This window comes from Neobacillus massiliamazoniensis (assembly GCF_001048695.1).
In the GTDB taxonomy this organism is placed as follows: Bacteria; Bacillota; Bacilli; order Bacillales; family Cytobacillaceae; genus Neobacillus; species Neobacillus massiliamazoniensis.
This window is the reverse complement of the sequence record NZ_CVRB01000001.1, coordinates 866,969-883,149: the sequence shown is the minus strand read 5'-3', so window position 1 is coordinate 883,149 and position 16,181 is coordinate 866,969. Positions and strand designations below refer to the sequence as shown.

Annotated in this window: 17 protein-coding genes; 16 read left to right on the top strand and 1 reads right to left on the bottom strand. The window is 38.3% G+C overall.

The window, feature by feature from the left end:
- The first annotated feature begins 231 nt into the window (after positions 1 to 231).
- The 13 genes from BN1082_RS04280 (at position 232) to BN1082_RS04220 (ending at position 11,064) form a co-directional block, all read left to right on the top strand.
- Positions 232 to 1,191 carry an ABC transporter substrate-binding protein gene (locus BN1082_RS04280; protein ID WP_090631350.1) on the top strand — a complete coding sequence of 320 codons (960 nt, stop codon included), beginning with the start codon at positions 232 to 234 and terminating at the stop codon, positions 1,189 to 1,191.
- Positions 1,154 to 2,215: a FecCD family ABC transporter permease gene (locus BN1082_RS04275; protein WP_090631347.1), complete on the top strand. Its 1,062-nt coding sequence runs from the start codon at positions 1,154 to 1,156 to the stop codon at positions 2,213 to 2,215. The genes BN1082_RS04280 and BN1082_RS04275 overlap by 38 nt, the downstream gene beginning before the upstream one ends.
- Before the next feature lie 3 nt (positions 2,216 to 2,218).
- Positions 2,219 to 3,685, top strand: a complete 1,467-nt coding sequence (locus BN1082_RS04270; RefSeq protein WP_090631344.1) for an adenosylcobinamide amidohydrolase — start codon at positions 2,219 to 2,221, stop codon at positions 3,683 to 3,685.
- Positions 3,682 to 4,641 carry an adenosylcobinamide-phosphate synthase CbiB gene (gene cbiB, locus BN1082_RS04265; RefSeq protein WP_090631341.1) on the top strand — a complete coding sequence of 320 codons (960 nt, stop codon included), beginning with the start codon at positions 3,682 to 3,684 and terminating at the stop codon, positions 4,639 to 4,641. Before BN1082_RS04270 ends, cbiB begins: the two co-directional genes overlap by 4 nt.
- 72 nt (positions 4,642 to 4,713) lie before the next feature.
- The gene (locus BN1082_RS04260) at positions 4,714 to 5,289 is read left to right on the top strand and encodes a bifunctional adenosylcobinamide kinase/adenosylcobinamide-phosphate guanylyltransferase (protein ID WP_245640306.1); all 576 of its coding nucleotides are present in this window, start codon (positions 4,714 to 4,716) and stop codon (positions 5,287 to 5,289) included.
- Positions 5,286 to 6,782, top strand: coding sequence for a cobyric acid synthase (locus BN1082_RS04255; RefSeq protein ID WP_090631337.1), 1,497 nt, complete (start codon positions 5,286 to 5,288; stop codon positions 6,780 to 6,782). Before BN1082_RS04260 ends, BN1082_RS04255 begins: the two co-directional genes overlap by 4 nt.
- 8 nt (positions 6,783 to 6,790) lie before the next feature.
- The gene (gene cobS, locus BN1082_RS04250) at positions 6,791 to 7,579 is read left to right on the top strand and encodes an adenosylcobinamide-GDP ribazoletransferase (protein ID WP_090631334.1); all 789 of its coding nucleotides are present in this window, start codon (positions 6,791 to 6,793) and stop codon (positions 7,577 to 7,579) included.
- A 2-nt stretch (positions 7,580 to 7,581) separates the two neighbouring features.
- Positions 7,582 to 8,148: a histidine phosphatase family protein gene (locus tag BN1082_RS04245; protein WP_245640305.1), complete on the top strand. Its 567-nt coding sequence runs from the start codon at positions 7,582 to 7,584 to the stop codon at positions 8,146 to 8,148.
- Positions 8,100 to 8,534: a bifunctional adenosylcobinamide kinase/adenosylcobinamide-phosphate guanylyltransferase gene (locus tag BN1082_RS04240; RefSeq protein ID WP_090631330.1), complete on the top strand. Its 435-nt coding sequence runs from the start codon at positions 8,100 to 8,102 to the stop codon at positions 8,532 to 8,534. Before BN1082_RS04245 ends, BN1082_RS04240 begins: the two co-directional genes overlap by 49 nt.
- Before the next feature lie 14 nt (positions 8,535 to 8,548).
- Positions 8,549 to 9,133 carry a cob(I)yrinic acid a,c-diamide adenosyltransferase gene (locus BN1082_RS04235; protein ID WP_090631325.1) on the top strand — a complete coding sequence of 195 codons (585 nt, stop codon included), beginning with the start codon at positions 8,549 to 8,551 and terminating at the stop codon, positions 9,131 to 9,133.
- Complete coding sequence (locus BN1082_RS04230) at positions 9,081 to 9,626, top strand: ECF transporter S component (RefSeq protein WP_425412104.1); 546 nt, start codon at positions 9,081 to 9,083, stop codon at positions 9,624 to 9,626. The genes BN1082_RS04235 and BN1082_RS04230 overlap by 53 nt, the downstream gene beginning before the upstream one ends.
- Positions 9,623 to 10,336 carry an ATP-binding protein gene (locus tag BN1082_RS04225; RefSeq protein WP_090631321.1) on the top strand — a complete coding sequence of 238 codons (714 nt, stop codon included), beginning with the start codon at positions 9,623 to 9,625 and terminating at the stop codon, positions 10,334 to 10,336. Before BN1082_RS04230 ends, BN1082_RS04225 begins: the two co-directional genes overlap by 4 nt.
- A 35-nt stretch (positions 10,337 to 10,371) precedes the next feature.
- Entirely contained in the window at positions 10,372 to 11,064 is a 693-nt protein-coding gene (locus tag BN1082_RS04220) for a Dph6-related ATP pyrophosphatase (protein WP_090631318.1), read from the top strand.
- 342 nt (positions 11,065 to 11,406) lie between these two features.
- Here BN1082_RS04220 and BN1082_RS04215 read toward each other — a convergent pair whose 3' ends face one another.
- Positions 11,407 to 13,509, bottom strand: a complete 2,103-nt coding sequence (locus BN1082_RS04215; protein ID WP_090631314.1) for a transglycosylase domain-containing protein — start codon at positions 13,507 to 13,509, stop codon at positions 11,407 to 11,409.
- Between the two features lie 195 nt (positions 13,510 to 13,704).
- Between BN1082_RS04215 and BN1082_RS04210 the strand changes: the two genes are divergently transcribed.
- The 3 genes from BN1082_RS04210 to BN1082_RS04200 all read left to right on the top strand — a co-directional run bounded on the left by BN1082_RS04210 (position 13,705) and on the right by BN1082_RS04200 (position 16,143).
- Positions 13,705 to 14,397 (top strand): ABC transporter ATP-binding protein, encoded by a 693-nt coding sequence (locus tag BN1082_RS04210; RefSeq protein ID WP_090631311.1) that lies wholly within the window; start codon positions 13,705 to 13,707, stop codon positions 14,395 to 14,397.
- Positions 14,394 to 15,746 carry an ABC transporter permease gene (locus tag BN1082_RS04205; protein ID WP_090631308.1) on the top strand — a complete coding sequence of 451 codons (1,353 nt, stop codon included), beginning with the start codon at positions 14,394 to 14,396 and terminating at the stop codon, positions 15,744 to 15,746. The genes BN1082_RS04210 and BN1082_RS04205 overlap by 4 nt, the downstream gene beginning before the upstream one ends.
- A gap of 130 nt (positions 15,747 to 15,876) precedes the next feature.
- Complete coding sequence (locus BN1082_RS04200; protein ID WP_090631305.1) at positions 15,877 to 16,143, top strand: phage holin; 267 nt, start codon at positions 15,877 to 15,879, stop codon at positions 16,141 to 16,143.
- Positions 16,144 to 16,181: the final 38 nt, after the last annotated feature.

Here is a 16,181-nt window from a genome sequence, read left to right as displayed (position 1 = left end):
ATGCCAACATCTCCGAATCTATATGGAGATGTTTTTTTGTCTACCTTCAGCGCCTAGGGGCTCGGGGTCATAAGCCAATCCGTCTTGAAGGTTAAAAAACAACCTTCATGCCGGCTCGTCTTATGCCTGTCGCCCCTGGGCAAGGCGCTTCCGCTTTTCTTGTGTTAGTGCGGGGAATATTTATTTTATGAGAAAGCTTTATAAACTAAAAAGAAATCAGGGGGAAGAAACATGAAGAAAATATTTTCGCTAATGTTAATACTATTATTAGCATTAGGGAGCTTGGCTGGTTGTTCTGAAAAGAAAGATCAGACGAAAGAGAATAAAACAGGAAATAAAACCGAACAAGCTGCTTTTCCAGTTACTATTAAAGATGGACAAGGAAATAATGTTGTCATTAAAAAGAAGCCAGAAAGAATTGTCTCATTAATCCCTAGTAACACAGAGATCGCTTTTGCACTAGGTCTAGGAAAGGAAGTAGTCGGAGTATCTGATTATGATAACTATCCTAAAGAAGTTACAAAAATAGAGAAAATCGGCGGGCAAGAATTCAATTTGGAGAAAATTATCTCTTTAAAGCCTGATTTAGTGTTAGCACATGCATCTTCTGCTCTAAATTCTGCAGCTGGATTAAAACAGTTGAGAGACTCAGGAATCCCAGTTCTAGTTGTAAATGATGCGCAAAATTTTGACCAAGTATTTAATTCTATTGAAATGATAGGAAAAGCTACTGGTGAAACAAAGAAGGCAGACGAAACCATTAAGGGAATGAAGGATAAACTAGCAGAAATTAAATCAAAGGCAAAAACAATTAAAGAAAAGAAAAAGGTTTTAATTGAAGTATCACCTGCTCCAGATATTTATACACCTGGAAAGAATACGTTTATGGATGAAATGGTAAGCACGATTAATGCAGACAATATTGCTAATGACCAACAAGGCTGGGTTAAAATTGATCAAGAAGCGATGATTAAAAGAAATCCGGATGTTATTGTCACTACATATGGATACTATGTAAAAAACCCAGCAGAGCAAGTGATCAATCAAAAAGGCTGGGAAAATGTTAACGCCATTAAAAACAAGCAAGTAATTGATGTGAATTCTGATCTCGTGAATCGTCCAGGACCTAGAATTGTAGAGGGAGTAGAGGCTCTTGCGAAGGCAGTCTATCCAGAAGTTTTTTCAAAATAGGATTATTGCATACAGTATTGCTGCAATTTTCCTAATAATCTCGATTTTATTAGGAATATCTATTGGAACCGTCAAAGTTCCTATTCAGACCATTTTGAAAATAATTGGCGAGAAATTACTACCATTTATTTCATTTGATCAAATTGACCCGATGTACACAAACATCGTAATGAACATTCGATTACCTAGAGTGTTATTATCAGGTCTTGTAGGGGCAGCTCTTGCAATTGCGGGAGCGGCCTTTCAAGGTCTTTTAAGAAATCCATTAGCGGATCCATATACTTTAGGCGTATCATCAGGTGCTTCAGTAGGCGCTGTTGTAACATTATATTTTCAATTATCTTTACCTTTTATCGGACCTTTTACATTACCATTACTAAGTATTCTTTTCTCTTTTTTAACTATTTTCTTAGTCTTGACTTTTGCCCGTAAAATTGAACCAACAATGAAAGTGGAAACCATTATATTAACGGGAATTATTTTTAGTTCATTTTTAGGAGCACTTATTTCACTCATGATTGCTCTTACAGGAGAAGAGCTCAGACAAATAATTGGCTGGCTTTTAGGAAGTGTCTCAATGAGAGGTTGGGATTATATAAAAATAATCTTGCCATTTTTTATACTTGGAACAATCATTCTGATGTTAAATGCAAAAGAATTAAATGCCATGTCTTTTGGAGAAGAGAGAGCGCATCATTTAGGAGTAAACGTACAAAAAAGAAAATTGATTATACTGACTGCTGGTTCTATTTTAACCGGTGCGGCCGTAGCTGTTTCAGGAACAATCGGATTTGTTGGGTTAGTGATTCCACATCTTTCAAGATTATTATGGGGACCTGATCATAAGCATCTTCTCCCATTGTCGATTTTAACCGGAAGCGGCTTTTTGATATTAGCTGACCTTATTTCACGAACCATTATTTCTCCAACGGAATTACCGATTGGGGTAATTACAGCATTGATGGGTGCTCCAGTTTTTGCAATTATCCTATTACATAGAAAAAGGGTAGAAAGAAGTGGTTAATAAATGCTTAGCGTTCGACAGGTTTCGGGTGGTTATGCTGGTAATGTAGTACTGAGGGACATTTCTTTTGATGTGAAGAAAGGGGAATTATTCGGTATTTTGGGACCAAACGGAAGCGGAAAAACAACCTTATTGAAAATGTTAAGTGGAATCTTGCCTATTCAATCAGGTGAAATAATGATTTCTGGACAAAAGCTTCAATTGTTCTCAACCAAACAACTTGCCAAAATGGTGGCAGTCCTTTCCCAGCATTCCTCCCAATCTTTTTCCTATACAGTTAAAGAAACGGTCTCATTAGGCCGATATGCTCATCAAAAAGGCTTTTTCCAGACCTGGTCAAAAGAAGATGAGGACATTGTCCAAAGAGTCATGAACCAGACTGGCATATCCTCGTTTAAAGACAAAAATATTCAGGAATTATCCGGTGGCGAGAAACAAAGGGTGTTTCTTGCCCAAGCTTTAGCTCAAGAACCTGAAATATTTTTATTGGATGAACCGACAAACCATTTAGATTTATCCTATCAAAAAGAACTATTAGATCTGTTAAAAAAATGGACAACGGATAATAAATTGACCGTTATCTCTATTTTTCATGATTTAAATCTTGCAGGTCTTTATTGTGACCGTTTGCTCCTTCTCGATAAAGGGGGGGTTAATATCAATCATATTCCTAATGAAGTGCTGAGGGAAGAACGCATAAGAGATGTTTATCATACAGAAATTCAAAAGCATCCACATCCCAAAGTTGCTTGCCCACAAATGGTGCTGTTGCCAAATAGCTATGAGGAAGTAAAAAATATCGAGATAAATGAGTCGATGTTAATGATTGATAATGAGATTATTAAGTTAAGTTCTCCCATGCCACTAAGAACGATGTCTTCGGGTGTTATGGGAGCAGGAACAGGCTGGTATCAAACATTTATTAATCGTCATGTTGATAAAACATATAACTGTAGTGACCACCGAATGGAAATGGCATTGTTTTTAAGATCTAAAGGAATTGAACCATCAGAGACTGTTGGAATGATGACAGCCGTTTTCCTTGAGGATGTAGCATGCCATTTGATTAAGCAAGACGATTTCTCCATTTTCGTTGTTATTACAGCAGGTGTCGGGAACGCGATTGATGCTTCTAAAAGTGAACTGCACTCACTTGAATTAATACCGGGTACCATTAATACATGGATATTTGTTAACGGTGAGTTAACGGAAGAAGCTTTTATTCAGAGCATAATGACGGCTACTGAAGCGAAGGTAAAGGCCTTGCATGATTTAGATGTGCTAGATCCTGTGACAGGAACATTAGCTACTGGTACTTCAACAGATAGTATCTTAATAGCTGCTACACAAATCGGAAAAAAGTTAGAATTTGCCGGAACGATCACTCCCTTAGGGAAGTTAATAAGTAATGCAGTGTATAAGTGTACGACAGAGGCCATACAAAAATCGAAAAAAAGGAAACAAATATGATCATCTATCATCTTATTTCTGTCACTTTAGCTTATATGATTGACCTTTTAGTAGGGGATCCTCCCCAATGGCCGCATCCGGTCAAATGGATGGGATCCATGATTTCCTTTTTGGAAAAACGCTGGAATCAAGGAAAACAGCGCAGGTTGAAAGGTCTTTTAATGCTCTTCATTGTTTTACTTATCCCCTTTGGGATTGTTTTGATGATTGTAATCTTAGGTTATAAGATTCATCCGTTAGTTGGCATCATCTTTGAAAGTGTGATCATTGCAACAACGATTGCACAAAGAAGTTTGAAGGAAGCTTCCTTAGAGGTTTATCAACCTTTAAAAAAAGGAGATTTGGTTGAAGCAAGGAGAAAGCTTTCTTATATTGTCGGTAGGGATACAGACTTCCTTGAAGAGGGAGAGATTGCACGAGGAGCGATTGAAACGGTCGCAGAAAATACGAGTGATGGGGTAACCGCTCCAATGTTTTGGGCATTCATTGGCGGTGCACCGCTTGCAATGGTCTATCGGGCAGCGAATACATGTGACTCCATGGTAGGTCATTTAAATGATCGTTATAAAGAGTTTGGCTGGGCATCTGCCAAATGGGATGATGTGATGAACTGGATTCCCAGCCGGTTAACAGGGATCATCATGCTGATTGGAAATCCTCCTGAAAGCATGGGGTATCGAAATGCTTGGAAGATTTTGTTCCGCGATGCGAGGAAACATCCAAGTCCTAATAGTGGATGGGGGGAAGCTGCAGTTGCCGCGATTTTAGGAATTCAACTGGGCGGTACCAACTATTATAAAGGAATGGTTTCAAACCGCGCTAAAATGGGGGAGATCATCCATCCCATCCAAGCTGAACACATTATAAAGGCAAACAGCATTTTAAGCAGAACAGTCTTATTATTTTTATTTTTTCTCTTGTTGGGAGGGATCCTCCTTGCTGTTACTTTCAGATAGATTAAATCCACAATGTTTACATAATGCAATGGGCCTATTACTGCCCGATCAATATTTGGAGGCGTTAGCCCAATGATAAAAACACCTTCACTAATCTTTATCTCTGGCGGAGTTAGAAGTGGGAAAAGCAGTTTTGCCGAAAGGAAGGCAGTGGAAATTGCAAACGAGTTGGGAGGACAGCTTAATTATCTTGCGACAGGAGTTCCTTCGGATCCGGAAATGAGGTTAAGAATTAACAAGCATAAGCAAGATCGAGTTGCAGGAAAGTATTGCTGGGAGACGATAGAGCAGTCTAATCAAATTGAGAAGATTGCGGATCGTTTAAACGGCCAGGATATCATTTTGCTAGATTGTGTCACGACCCTTTTAAATAATGAACTGTTTTTTTCTGAACAAGAATGGACAGAACCATTTTTAAACAGCGTTTCAGATAGGATTATTACTGGAATTAAATGTATAAAAAATAGAGCTAAAACTTTAATTGTTGTGAGTAATGAAGTTTTATATGAGCCATTAGATGGTAATACCATCGTTTTTACATATGGGAGAATATTAGGTAAGATCCATCAGCTTCTAGTTAAGGAGGCGGATCAGGCTTTTTTAGTTGAAGCGGGAGTACCGATTGTAATGAAGGGAGTGATACGATGAAAGGAATTATGATTCAGGGGACAGCATCTGATGTCGGAAAAAGTTTTATTGTCACAGCTCTGTGTCGTATTTTGGCCAATGAGGGAGTAAAAGTAACTCCGTTTAAATCACAAAACATGTCGAATAACTCCTATGTTACGAAAGACGGTAAAGAGATTGGTAGAGCGCAAGGGATTCAAGCAGAAGCAGCAAAAATTGAGGCGACTGAATGGATGAATCCTATATTATTAAAGCCTTGTTCCGATCAGCATTCAGAAATAGTGTATTTAGGTAAAGCACTTGAAATGCTCTCTGGACGTGAGTACCGTGAGAAATTTTATGAAAATGGGTTGGAAGTAGTGAAAAGTTCTCTTAAACAACTGGAGAATGAATTCGATATGGTAGTGATTGAGGGGGCTGGCAGCCCTGTTGAAATCAATTTAAATGATCGTGAAATTGTTAATATGACAGTGGCCGAGCTGGCAGATGTTCCGGTTGTGTTAGTCGCTGATATTGATCGGGGCGGGGTATTTGCCAGTATAGTAGGTACAATTGAGTTGTTAGAACCTAATGAAAGAAAGAGAGTAAGAGGTTTAATCATTAATAAATTCCGAGGGGATTTCACCTTATTTGAAGATGCAATCCAATGGCTGGAAAATAGAACGGGAATCCCTATTTTAGGGGTTTTACCATATATAGAGAATCATATGGTAGATGGCGAGGATTCATTATCCCTTCAATCTATGTTTTCGAATCGAAATAAAGGGGCCATTGATATTGCGGTCATTCATTTGCCGTTTATTTCAAACTTCAGTGATTTGGAACCATTTTTGTATGAAGAGGATGTTTCGATTCGCTTAGTAAAGTGTGAGGAGGAATTTGGCAATCCAGATGCTGTGATTATTCCTGGTACAAAAAGTACTATCAGCGATTTGAAAAATATAAGAGAAAATGGACTGGAATTTTGCATCCGGAAACATGTAGAAAATGGGGGCTTTATTGCAGGGATATGCGGAGGATATCAAATCCTGAGTGAAGAAATTATCGACGAAGCAGGATCAGATACGGGAATGCCAAATTATAAGATAAATGGAATTGAGTTGATTCCTGCCATAACCACTTTTTATAGGGAAAAAGAAACTAATAGAATGGTAGCTCATTATCATGAAAATACGAGCCTGCCAACAAACCACCTTTTAGAAGGATATGAGATCCATTTAGGAAAAACCGTTCTAACCAAACAAGGATGTTCGTTTTTACTATTTAATAATGATGAAGAAGATGGTTATTTTGGGAATAACGGGCAAATCATTGGGACGTATCTGCACCATTTATTTCACAATGATGAATGGAGAAATCAATGGTTAAACATGATTAGAAAGCAGAAAGGGTTACCAATTAAAGAAGCGATTAATATTAGAAAGTATAAAGATGAAAGATTTGAAAAACTTGCCTTACAGGTTAAAAAGTATCTAAAATTAGATCTTCTCAAAGACATTATCAATCAATGGTGAACAAAATGATGAAGTATATAAAAGGTTTTTTAATAAACCTGCAATTTTTTACGGCCATTCCTATTACATTTGAATTACCAATGGAGAAGGAATATCTAAAAAAATCTGTTCAAACCTTTCCTTTATTAGGATTATTCCAAGGGATTATTTATTCATTCGTTTTATACATCCTTCATGAATTTACTCCATTTTCTCACCTAGCTGTTGCTTTTATGCTATGGCTGACAACGATTTTTCTGACAGGTGGACTCCATCTGGATGGCTGGATCGATGCGAGTGATGCGTATTTTTCTTTTCGCGATCAAGAAAAAAGACTCGAAATTATGAAGGACCCTAGAACTGGTGCATTTGGTGTAATCTCAATCATTATTTTACTTAGCAGCAGGTTTCTATTTATCTATGAGATAACGAGCAACATTGAATTCATGTTTTATATTTTGATATTGCTGATTCCTTTTTTTAGTAAAAGTGTCATGGGTGTTCTATTGTTGTCAGTAAAGTCAGCTAAAAAGAGTGGCTTAGGGTATTTGTTTCAAAACGCGGCTGCATTAAGAACCTTATGGATCTATCCAATATATATAATAGGTTCACTTTTCATCCTATCGTTATTCCATCAAAAAATCATACTTGTTGGAATATTAATATTGGCTGCTGCCGCATGTCTCTTATTTTGCCAAAGAAAAGCTGTAAAATGGTTTGGCGGAATTACCGGGGATGTTCTAGGAGCCGCAGTAGAAGGGACTGAGTTAATCCTATGGATGACGGTGTGGTTATTGCATTATTTCGTCATTGTCTAACAATGGAGAATAAACGAAAGGCATATTTAGGATGGAATGATTCTCCCTTATGTCCTGAAAGTTTTGAACTATCACCAGTTGGAGGATATGATCAACTATTTTCAAGTGATTTACAAAGATGTATATCTACTGCAAAAATTTTATTTCCTGACTTTAGTCCTTTTCCCTTAAAAGAATTAAGAGAAATGAATTTCGGCAAATGGGAAGGAAAGACTTACGAGGACTTAAAGGGAGAGCAGCTTTATCAACAATGGTTGTCAGATCCCGAAAAATATAGCCCTCCTGAAGGGGAATCCTTTCAACAATTCACAAAAAGAGCTAAGAATGGTTGGCGAAAGATTACAAGTGAAATTTTAAGTCAGAACATTCAACGCTGTGCAATTGTCACCCATGGCGGCATCATAAGATTTCTTCTATCTGAGTTTGCTCCAGAACAGAAACCGTTTTGGTTTTGGCAAATAAAGCATGATATAGGTTTCGAACTTATTTTTACCAGAGAATCGTTAAGGGGGGGAAAACGTTGCACTTTATTACAGGAGGTGCCTTTAACGGCAAGCGGGCTTGGGTGAAGAATAAATATAAGGTAACAGAGGACGACTGCTGGCTATCAGCTTACGAAAACTGCTCCTTGCCAACTGAAATAAAAGATATAAACCAAAATATACTTATTCTAGAGGGAATTGAAATTTGGATTAAAGAATTAACTGAAAAATATGATTCAAATAAATGCCTTCAAATCTGGAATGAATGCGTAGGCCATTGGCTTAAATGGGAAACGGAGCAGTTCAATGGATGTGTTGTGGTGATCGGAACAGACATTACGAAAGGCATCGTACCAGTTGAAAAGGAAAATAGATTTTGGCGCGATATTACTGGCTGGGCTTATCAGGACTTAGCAAAAAGGTCTGAAAAGGTAGATGTTATTTGGTACGGAATAAATCAAACCATTAAATAAGGGGGAATTATTAAATGAGACTCTATACGAGAACAGGTGACAAAGGAAAAACAAGCATTATTGGCGGCAGAGTGGACAAGGATGATACTAGGGTAGAAGCATATGGAACAGTAGATGAAGTGAATTGTTTTGTTGGTCAGGCAATGCAAGAGCTTGATTCGGAAATTTTCAGCGATGTATTAACAGATCTTGAAAGAATCCAACATGAATTATTCGATTGTGGTGGCGATCTTGCAAATATATCTGAAAAGTGGGAATCAAAGCTTCAAAAGGATTCAATTGATTATTTAGAAAAAAGGATTGATGAATTTGTTAAAGAGGCACCCGAATTAGAACGATTTATTTTACCAGGGGGAACTAAGCCTTCAGCATCAATTCATTTAGCAAGAACGGTAACGAGAAGAGCAGAAAGATTAGTTGTGAAGTTATTAAAAGCTGATCCAAAAACTCCTGAGGTTGCACTCCAATATATAAATCGTCTTTCAGACTATTTTTTCGCGTTAGCTAGAGTGATTAATTACAGACTAAATGTAAAGGATGTTGAATATGTTCGAAGTGCGAAAGTCTTTAGGGATGGAAAAAGAAAAGAAGAAAAGTAGAATAGATGGAAAAATGTTAAGCTGGCTGGCCATGTTAACGGCATTGTCGGTTGTTGGGGCTTCAATCAAAATACCAGCTATTGTTGGGAGTGTCGCATTGGATGTATTCCCAGCTTTGCTCGCAGCTGCATTATTTCGGGGTTGGGCAGGAGCGTTAGTCGGGGCATTAGGCCACTTGATATCAGCATTGTTGGCCGGATTTCCATTAGGACCTATGCACTTTTTAATTGCAACTGAAATGGCAGTTCTTGTCTTGATGTTTGGTGCAGTTTATAAAAACAACAAAAAGGTTGCAGCGAGTACGTTGTTTATCCTTGGGAATGCATTCGTAGCCCCATTCCCATTTATTTTCTTAATGAATATAGGATTTTATTGGGCGATAGTTCCTTCACTGTTTATTGGCTCTATCCTTAACACAGTTATCGCTTTAATCGTTATTCCTCGTCTATCTGCCGTTGGTAAAATTGTAGGGAATACCGAGGTAAAGCAATGAGGGATACCATTACGATTCCTTTTCATGGAGAGAACTCACTTATTATAGCAAGTGATAATAGCGGCGCAATTGGGATGAAGGAGAATGACTTTGTTCATGTACCGTACGAAATGGTTGCCTATTATTCATTTCGTGTTGCAGCGATGGAATGTATCGCTGCCGGCGGGGATCCTATTTCTGTTGTCCTCCACAACTTTTGTGGGAATGAACCATGGGATGAGCTTGTTTTTGGAATACAAAAAGGAATCGAAGAACTTTGTTTAAAAGATGTTTCTATTACAGGCAGTACGGAAAGTAATTTTCCATTGTTGCAATCTGCATTAGGTTTAATGGTTCTAGGGAAAAAAACAAATGGTATCACAGCGGAGCTGGAGTTCCATGAACAATTAAAATATGCTGTTATCGGCATTCCATTAGTTGGAAATGAAGTGATTGAACAATTGGATAGGGTTGCTCCTTTGTCTGTTTTTAAAGAGGTTAGTCTGCTCAATGAGATGCTGATTTGGCCTGTTGGTTCGAAAGGGATTTTATATGAGATGAATCAGATATTTCCTAATAAGAAGTTTTCACAGGATACCATCATCACTGACCTTGATATTTTAAAATCATCCGGTCCGGCAACATGCTTTATTACCGTATATCACCACAGTCAAGAAGAACTTTTAAAGAAAATAGCTGGGAGCTATTTTCATTCGGTGCGAGTAGTTTAGTCATAAAACTGTCAGTAAATCTTTGAGGTGAAATAATGAAAAAAAGAATTGTCATTTCTTATAGCGGAGGTAAAGATTCAACACTCGCTTTAAATCGGTTAATCCGTTCAAATGAATGGGAAATTGATTCTTTACTAACTACCATAATCGAAGACTCACGCAGAACAAGCGCGCATGGTGTAAGAGAATCTTTATTAGAAGAACAAGCTCTATCACTAGGAATTCCTTTACGAAAAGTTTATATTCCCGCCATATGTTCAAATGAAGTCTACGAAAATATTATGAAAAAATCAATTGATAAAATAGTGCAAGATGGTGTTAACTATATGATGTTTGGAGATATTCACTTACAGGATGTTAAGGAATATCGCGAGAAAATACTAATAAATACACCGATAAACGCTATCTTTCCCATTTGGGGGGAAGATCCAAATGATTTAATTCATGAATTCCTGCAATCTGGTTTTAAAACAGTTGTCACCTGTATTGACAGTGCAAAATTGGATGCATCTTTTATTGGTAGAGTTATTGATGACTCTTTCTTAAACGAACTACCAAATAATGTCGACGTTTGTGGGGAATACGGTGAATTTCATACATTTGTTTTTGATGGACCATTGTTTAAAAAACCAATTGACTTTGTAGTGTCTACGGAAATCACCGTTACAAAAGATAAATATACAAATGAAGACCGTTATTATCACAAAGATTTAATATCCATCACTTAATCCTAAAGCAAAAAAAATGAGGGTGTCCCAAAAGGTATAACTTTTAGGGAGACCCCCTTTTTATTAATGGTCGGTTAAACTTGTCTGTTAATTTCCGCTCCAGGCTCCGCGGACGGGGAGCCTCCTCGGCGCTACCCGCGCCTGCGGGGTCTCCCCAGCCCCGTACTCCCGCAGGACGTTGAATCATCATCATCTTTGAATCAACACCGCACGAAGGAAATGCGATAGAATTTTCGAGGATCGAGTGCCTTCCGCTCCAATCAACATAGTTTCAAAAATCAATAATGACCTTTAACACAGCCAATCCTAAAGCCAAAAAAATAGCACGCCAATTTAGGCGTGCTATTGTCTTAGACTTTGTAGTTTGTTGACCAAGGAGTTAACCGCATTACCGATATTTTGCATTGCTTGGTCTAGACCTTTTTTCCAATTAGGAGCTTGTTCTTTTATGGTTTGGCCAAGTTTTTGGGCATTTGCATTCAGTTCTTCGCTGATTTTCTGTGCCTGCTTTGCAATTTCCTCTTTCGTTCGCGTTTTTCCTGCAAGCTGATCATTTATCGATACGACGTTAAATTGTTCCTGTGGAACATATGGTAGCGCTGACGACATGATCTCCTTAAATAGTGGAACAGCAACGGTTTCACTGCTTCCTGGCAAGTAATGCTCTCTGTCTGTTTGGTCATAGCCAACCCACACAGAGCCAACCAAATTCGGGGTATACCCAACCATCCATTGATCCTTTGTTCCACTAATATCATTATAAGGAAGCTGCGTCGATCCTGTTTTGGCGGCAATTTGCACATTTGGAATTTGTGCCCTTGCCCCAGTACCTGATTCCACAACATTCAGGAGCATGGAAGTCATTTGATCAGTAACTGATTTTGATGTTACTTTTGTTGAATTTGGCTTGTGCTCGGCAATAATATTCCCTGTCGGCCCGACAATTTTCGTGATCAGATGGCTATCCATTCGTTTTCCGCCATTTGGAAAGGTGGAATAAGCATCCGCCATTTGCAATGGCGAAACACCTTTACTCATCCCGCCAAGAGCAAGGGCCAAGTTTTGATCTTGCTTTGTAACAGGTATGCCAAATCGTTTTACAGAATCAATCCCTTTATTTAGACCCATTTGGTTTAGCAGCCAAACAGCTGGAACATTTAATGAGTCTTCTACAGCCTTATACATTGGAACTTCGCCTTGGAAGGTTCTTGAGAAATTTTCAGGCTTGTAATCGCCAAACATGTTGGGCTTATCTTCAAGCTGGGACGAATAATTATAGCCTTGTTCAAGAGCCGGTGTATAGACGGCAAGCGGCTTCATGGTCGATCCAGGTTGTGCTTGCAGCTGTGTAGCTCGATTAAAGCCACGGAAGGAATAGTCTCCACGTCCCCCAACAAGGGCTCGTACTCCAGCGGAAGCTGGATCCATCAAGACAGCACCGCTTTGGGCCATTACATCTCCTTTTCCACGAGGGAAAAGATAATTTTTGCTGTACACATTTTCAAGCCCGGTTTGCATGTTTTGATCCATTTCCGTATATATTTTGTATCCCCTTGTTAAAATTTCTTCCTGTGTTAAACCATATCGCGAAATCGCTTCATTTAATACAGCATCCACATAATATGGATGTTTTCGTTCAATATAGCTACCGCCACCATCTTGAAGGACAATCTTTTCCGCTTTCGCTTGTTTATATTCAGCAGATGTAATCATCCCTTGATCTTTCATTTTTCCTAATACCACGTCTCTCCGTTGCATCGCTGCATCGTAGTGTTTATAAGGATCTAGGGAGCTAGGTGCATGTAATAGTCCAGCTAGCATTGCTGCCTCGCTAATGGAAACATCTTTAATATCTTTATTAAAATATTTCTTCGAGGCATTGCCAATCCCCCAGGCACCGCTACCAAAATATACTTGATTCAAGTACATTTGCAGAATTTCATCTTTACTATAAACTTTATCAATTTTCACCGATAAAAATAATTCTTCCGCTTTTCTTTTGATCGTCTGTTCAGGGGAAAGAAGCGCGTTTTTTACAAGCTGTTGTGTAATCGTACTGCCTCCGCCAGTAATCCTTCCGGCAAATAAATTTCCGAAAAATGCCCTGGTCATCCCTTTAATGTCGAAGCCACCGTGGGAGTAGAATCGCTCATCCTCGATCGCGACAACCGCATTTGGGACATATTTTGGAAGCTCCGCAATTTTAACCCCTTTTGTACGATTCGTGGAAATGTTGCTGGCAACCTTTCCGTCTTTATCATAAACAACCGTTGATTGACTAAGACCTTGCTGCAATGATTCAACATTTGCACTATAGGCTAGCCAGCCGAAATAAACAATAGTTACCAATATAAAAACAAGAAAAGCTAATAATACGATTTGTGTTAAGTGTTTCTTTTTCCAGAAACGGACGAACATTTCCCAAATTAAATGAAGCTTATCCATTTTATCTCCTAACTCTCAAAAGGATTTTTGCTTCAACTATTATAGTTTTTTTACGTGAAAAAAACCATCAAAAACCTTTACCAATCCTAATAATACCCTTAGTTGGAATCTAATAGAAATTTTTTAAAAAATAGTGAAGGGATTTTGCAGGAATCGATCGTCTATTAAGGTATAGAAAGAAAACAGGAGGATAAGATGATTACGATTAAAAATGTAAGCCATGATTTTGTTGTTGGGAAAAAAGGAAGACAGACCGTGATTCCAGTACTTCGGAACATCTCTATGCATGTGGAAAAAGGGGAGATTGTGACCATTGTCGGCAGAAGCGGGTCAGGGAAATCAACGCTTCTTAATTTAGTAAGCGGGTTTATCCATCCTAAAGAAGGAGAAATTTGGATTAGTGGGGAAAAGGTCACGGGTTTAAATGAGAGTAAATTTGCCGATTTTCGTATCAAAAATCTTGGCTTTATTTTTCAAAGCTTTCAACTCATTCCAAGTATGACGGCCTTTCAAAATGTGGAGCTCCCATTGATCTTAAAAGGAGTTAACGAGATTGATAGAAAAAAGCAAACAGAGGCCATGCTTAAAAAAGTTGGATTATTAGATTATCAGGACCATTATCCAGGCGAGCTCTCCGGTGGCCAACAGCAGCGTGTCAGTATCGCCCGGGCTCTCATTGTCAACCCACCGGTCATTCTTGCCGATGAACCTACCGGAAGTCTTGATAGTGAAACAGAAAGAGATCTGCTTGAATTTATTGTGGAATTAAACCGAGATTTAGGCATCACCTTTTTAATTATTACCCATGATGATAAGGTTGCAGAAATTGGCCACCGCACGATTGAATTAAAAGATGGACAGATCGCCAGAAAGGTGGCGGCAGTATGAAGCTGAAAGATCAATTTAGGTTTGTCCGGCAAAATATGAAGAAAAATAGAACACGAGTTTTTATGACATTCCTTGCGACAGCAATGGGATGTGCTTTTCTGATTGTACTAGCGTCTGTTGCATTTGGTTTGCAAAAATCGGTAGTAAAGAAAATAACTGAACAAAGAGTCGTAACACAAATTGATGTCCATGGCAAAGAAGAGAAGGGAGTAGATGGATTCCGGCCAATTAATGATCAGGATATTAAGATTTTTGAAGACATGCAGGATGTTAAAGCCGTTACGAGAAGAAAAATGCTCCAACAACCAAGCACCTATACGATTGGGAATTATCAGGAATCAACAGAAAGCTTTGTAGGAAATATGCCTTCAGAGGTAAAGGCGGGCTTTGAATTGTCAAAGGGGAGGCTTCCAAAAGAGAAGGATGAGATAGTTGTAGGTTATGATTTTCCCCTAAATCTCGCTCCTAAGGATGCCACTAGTGATATCTATGATAAACAAGGTCAAGTAAAGGAAGAATATCGTTATAAAGGAAATTTGCTTGGTGAAAAAATAGAATTGGAAGTAAGGCAGTTTAAAGATGGGCAGGAAATCATAAAACCGTTCACCTTTACTGTTGTTGGGATTGCGAAAAAGCCGACAAAGGAGTGGCTGAGGGATAATAGTGTTTTTATCTCTGATCAAGCCTTAAAGGATATAGAGGATTTCACTGGAACTTCAAGAGGGATGATTAATGATCCAAATAGGAGAGGGGCGAATTCAGCAGGAGAATTTGCACAAGACTCTTATGATCAAGTAAAAATCTACGCCAATAGCGTGGAGGCAGTTAAAACCATTTCCGATGGTTTAAAGGAGAAAAAATATGCTACCTATTCGATTGTAAATGAGTTAAAAGAGGTAAATCTAGTATTTACAATTGCGAAAGCGGGACTTATTTTTATTGGGACGATTGCCATCTTAATTGCCTCTATTGGTATTTATAATACGATGACAATGGCCGTAACAGAGCGTGCACCCGACATAGGAATTATGAAAGCCATCGGGGCCAATCCAAAAACAATTAAACGAATTTTTCTTTTGGAGAGCAGTTATATTGGATTAATCGGGGCCTTCATCGGTACGGTTGTATCATATGGAATCAGCTACGCCGTCAATTTTGCAATACCGCTGATTTTAAAGCAGGCATTTGGTGAGAAACCACCTAGTGATCTTTCTTTTAGTGATATACCAATTAGTCTACCGATTATCTGTATTGTTATTTGTTACGGGGTTACGATTATCTCAGGGCTAAGGCCCGCGCAGCGAGCTACAAGAGTAGATGTTTTGAAGGCAATGAGAAGAGAAGTTTAATTTTAAGAGCAGGTTCCTAAAGGAGCCTGTTTTCTTTATTTTTTTTAAAGATGTGATAATAGTGGACAACCATTTTCTGCATCAAAGCATATAGTAGTAGTAAAGAAATAATAATAGAAGAGGTGGAAAAATGATTAACTGGAAGGTTCGCTTTAAAAATAAAAATTGGATCCTAGCTTTCTTTGCGCAAGTTATGATTGTTGCAGAGATGATTATTGCGGGGTTAAATTCTACCGGACTTATTCATTTTCAATTTACTGGAGCAATGCAGAATTCAATTCTAACATTTGCAAATGCTGTATTGGTAATTCTCTCTATGTTGGGAATTGTACAAGATCCAACGACAAAAGGCTATGGGGACAGCGAGAGAGCCTTAAAATATGAGGAACCAAAATAATCGATCCTTAGATTATCAGACCTAAAAAAGGTCTTTTT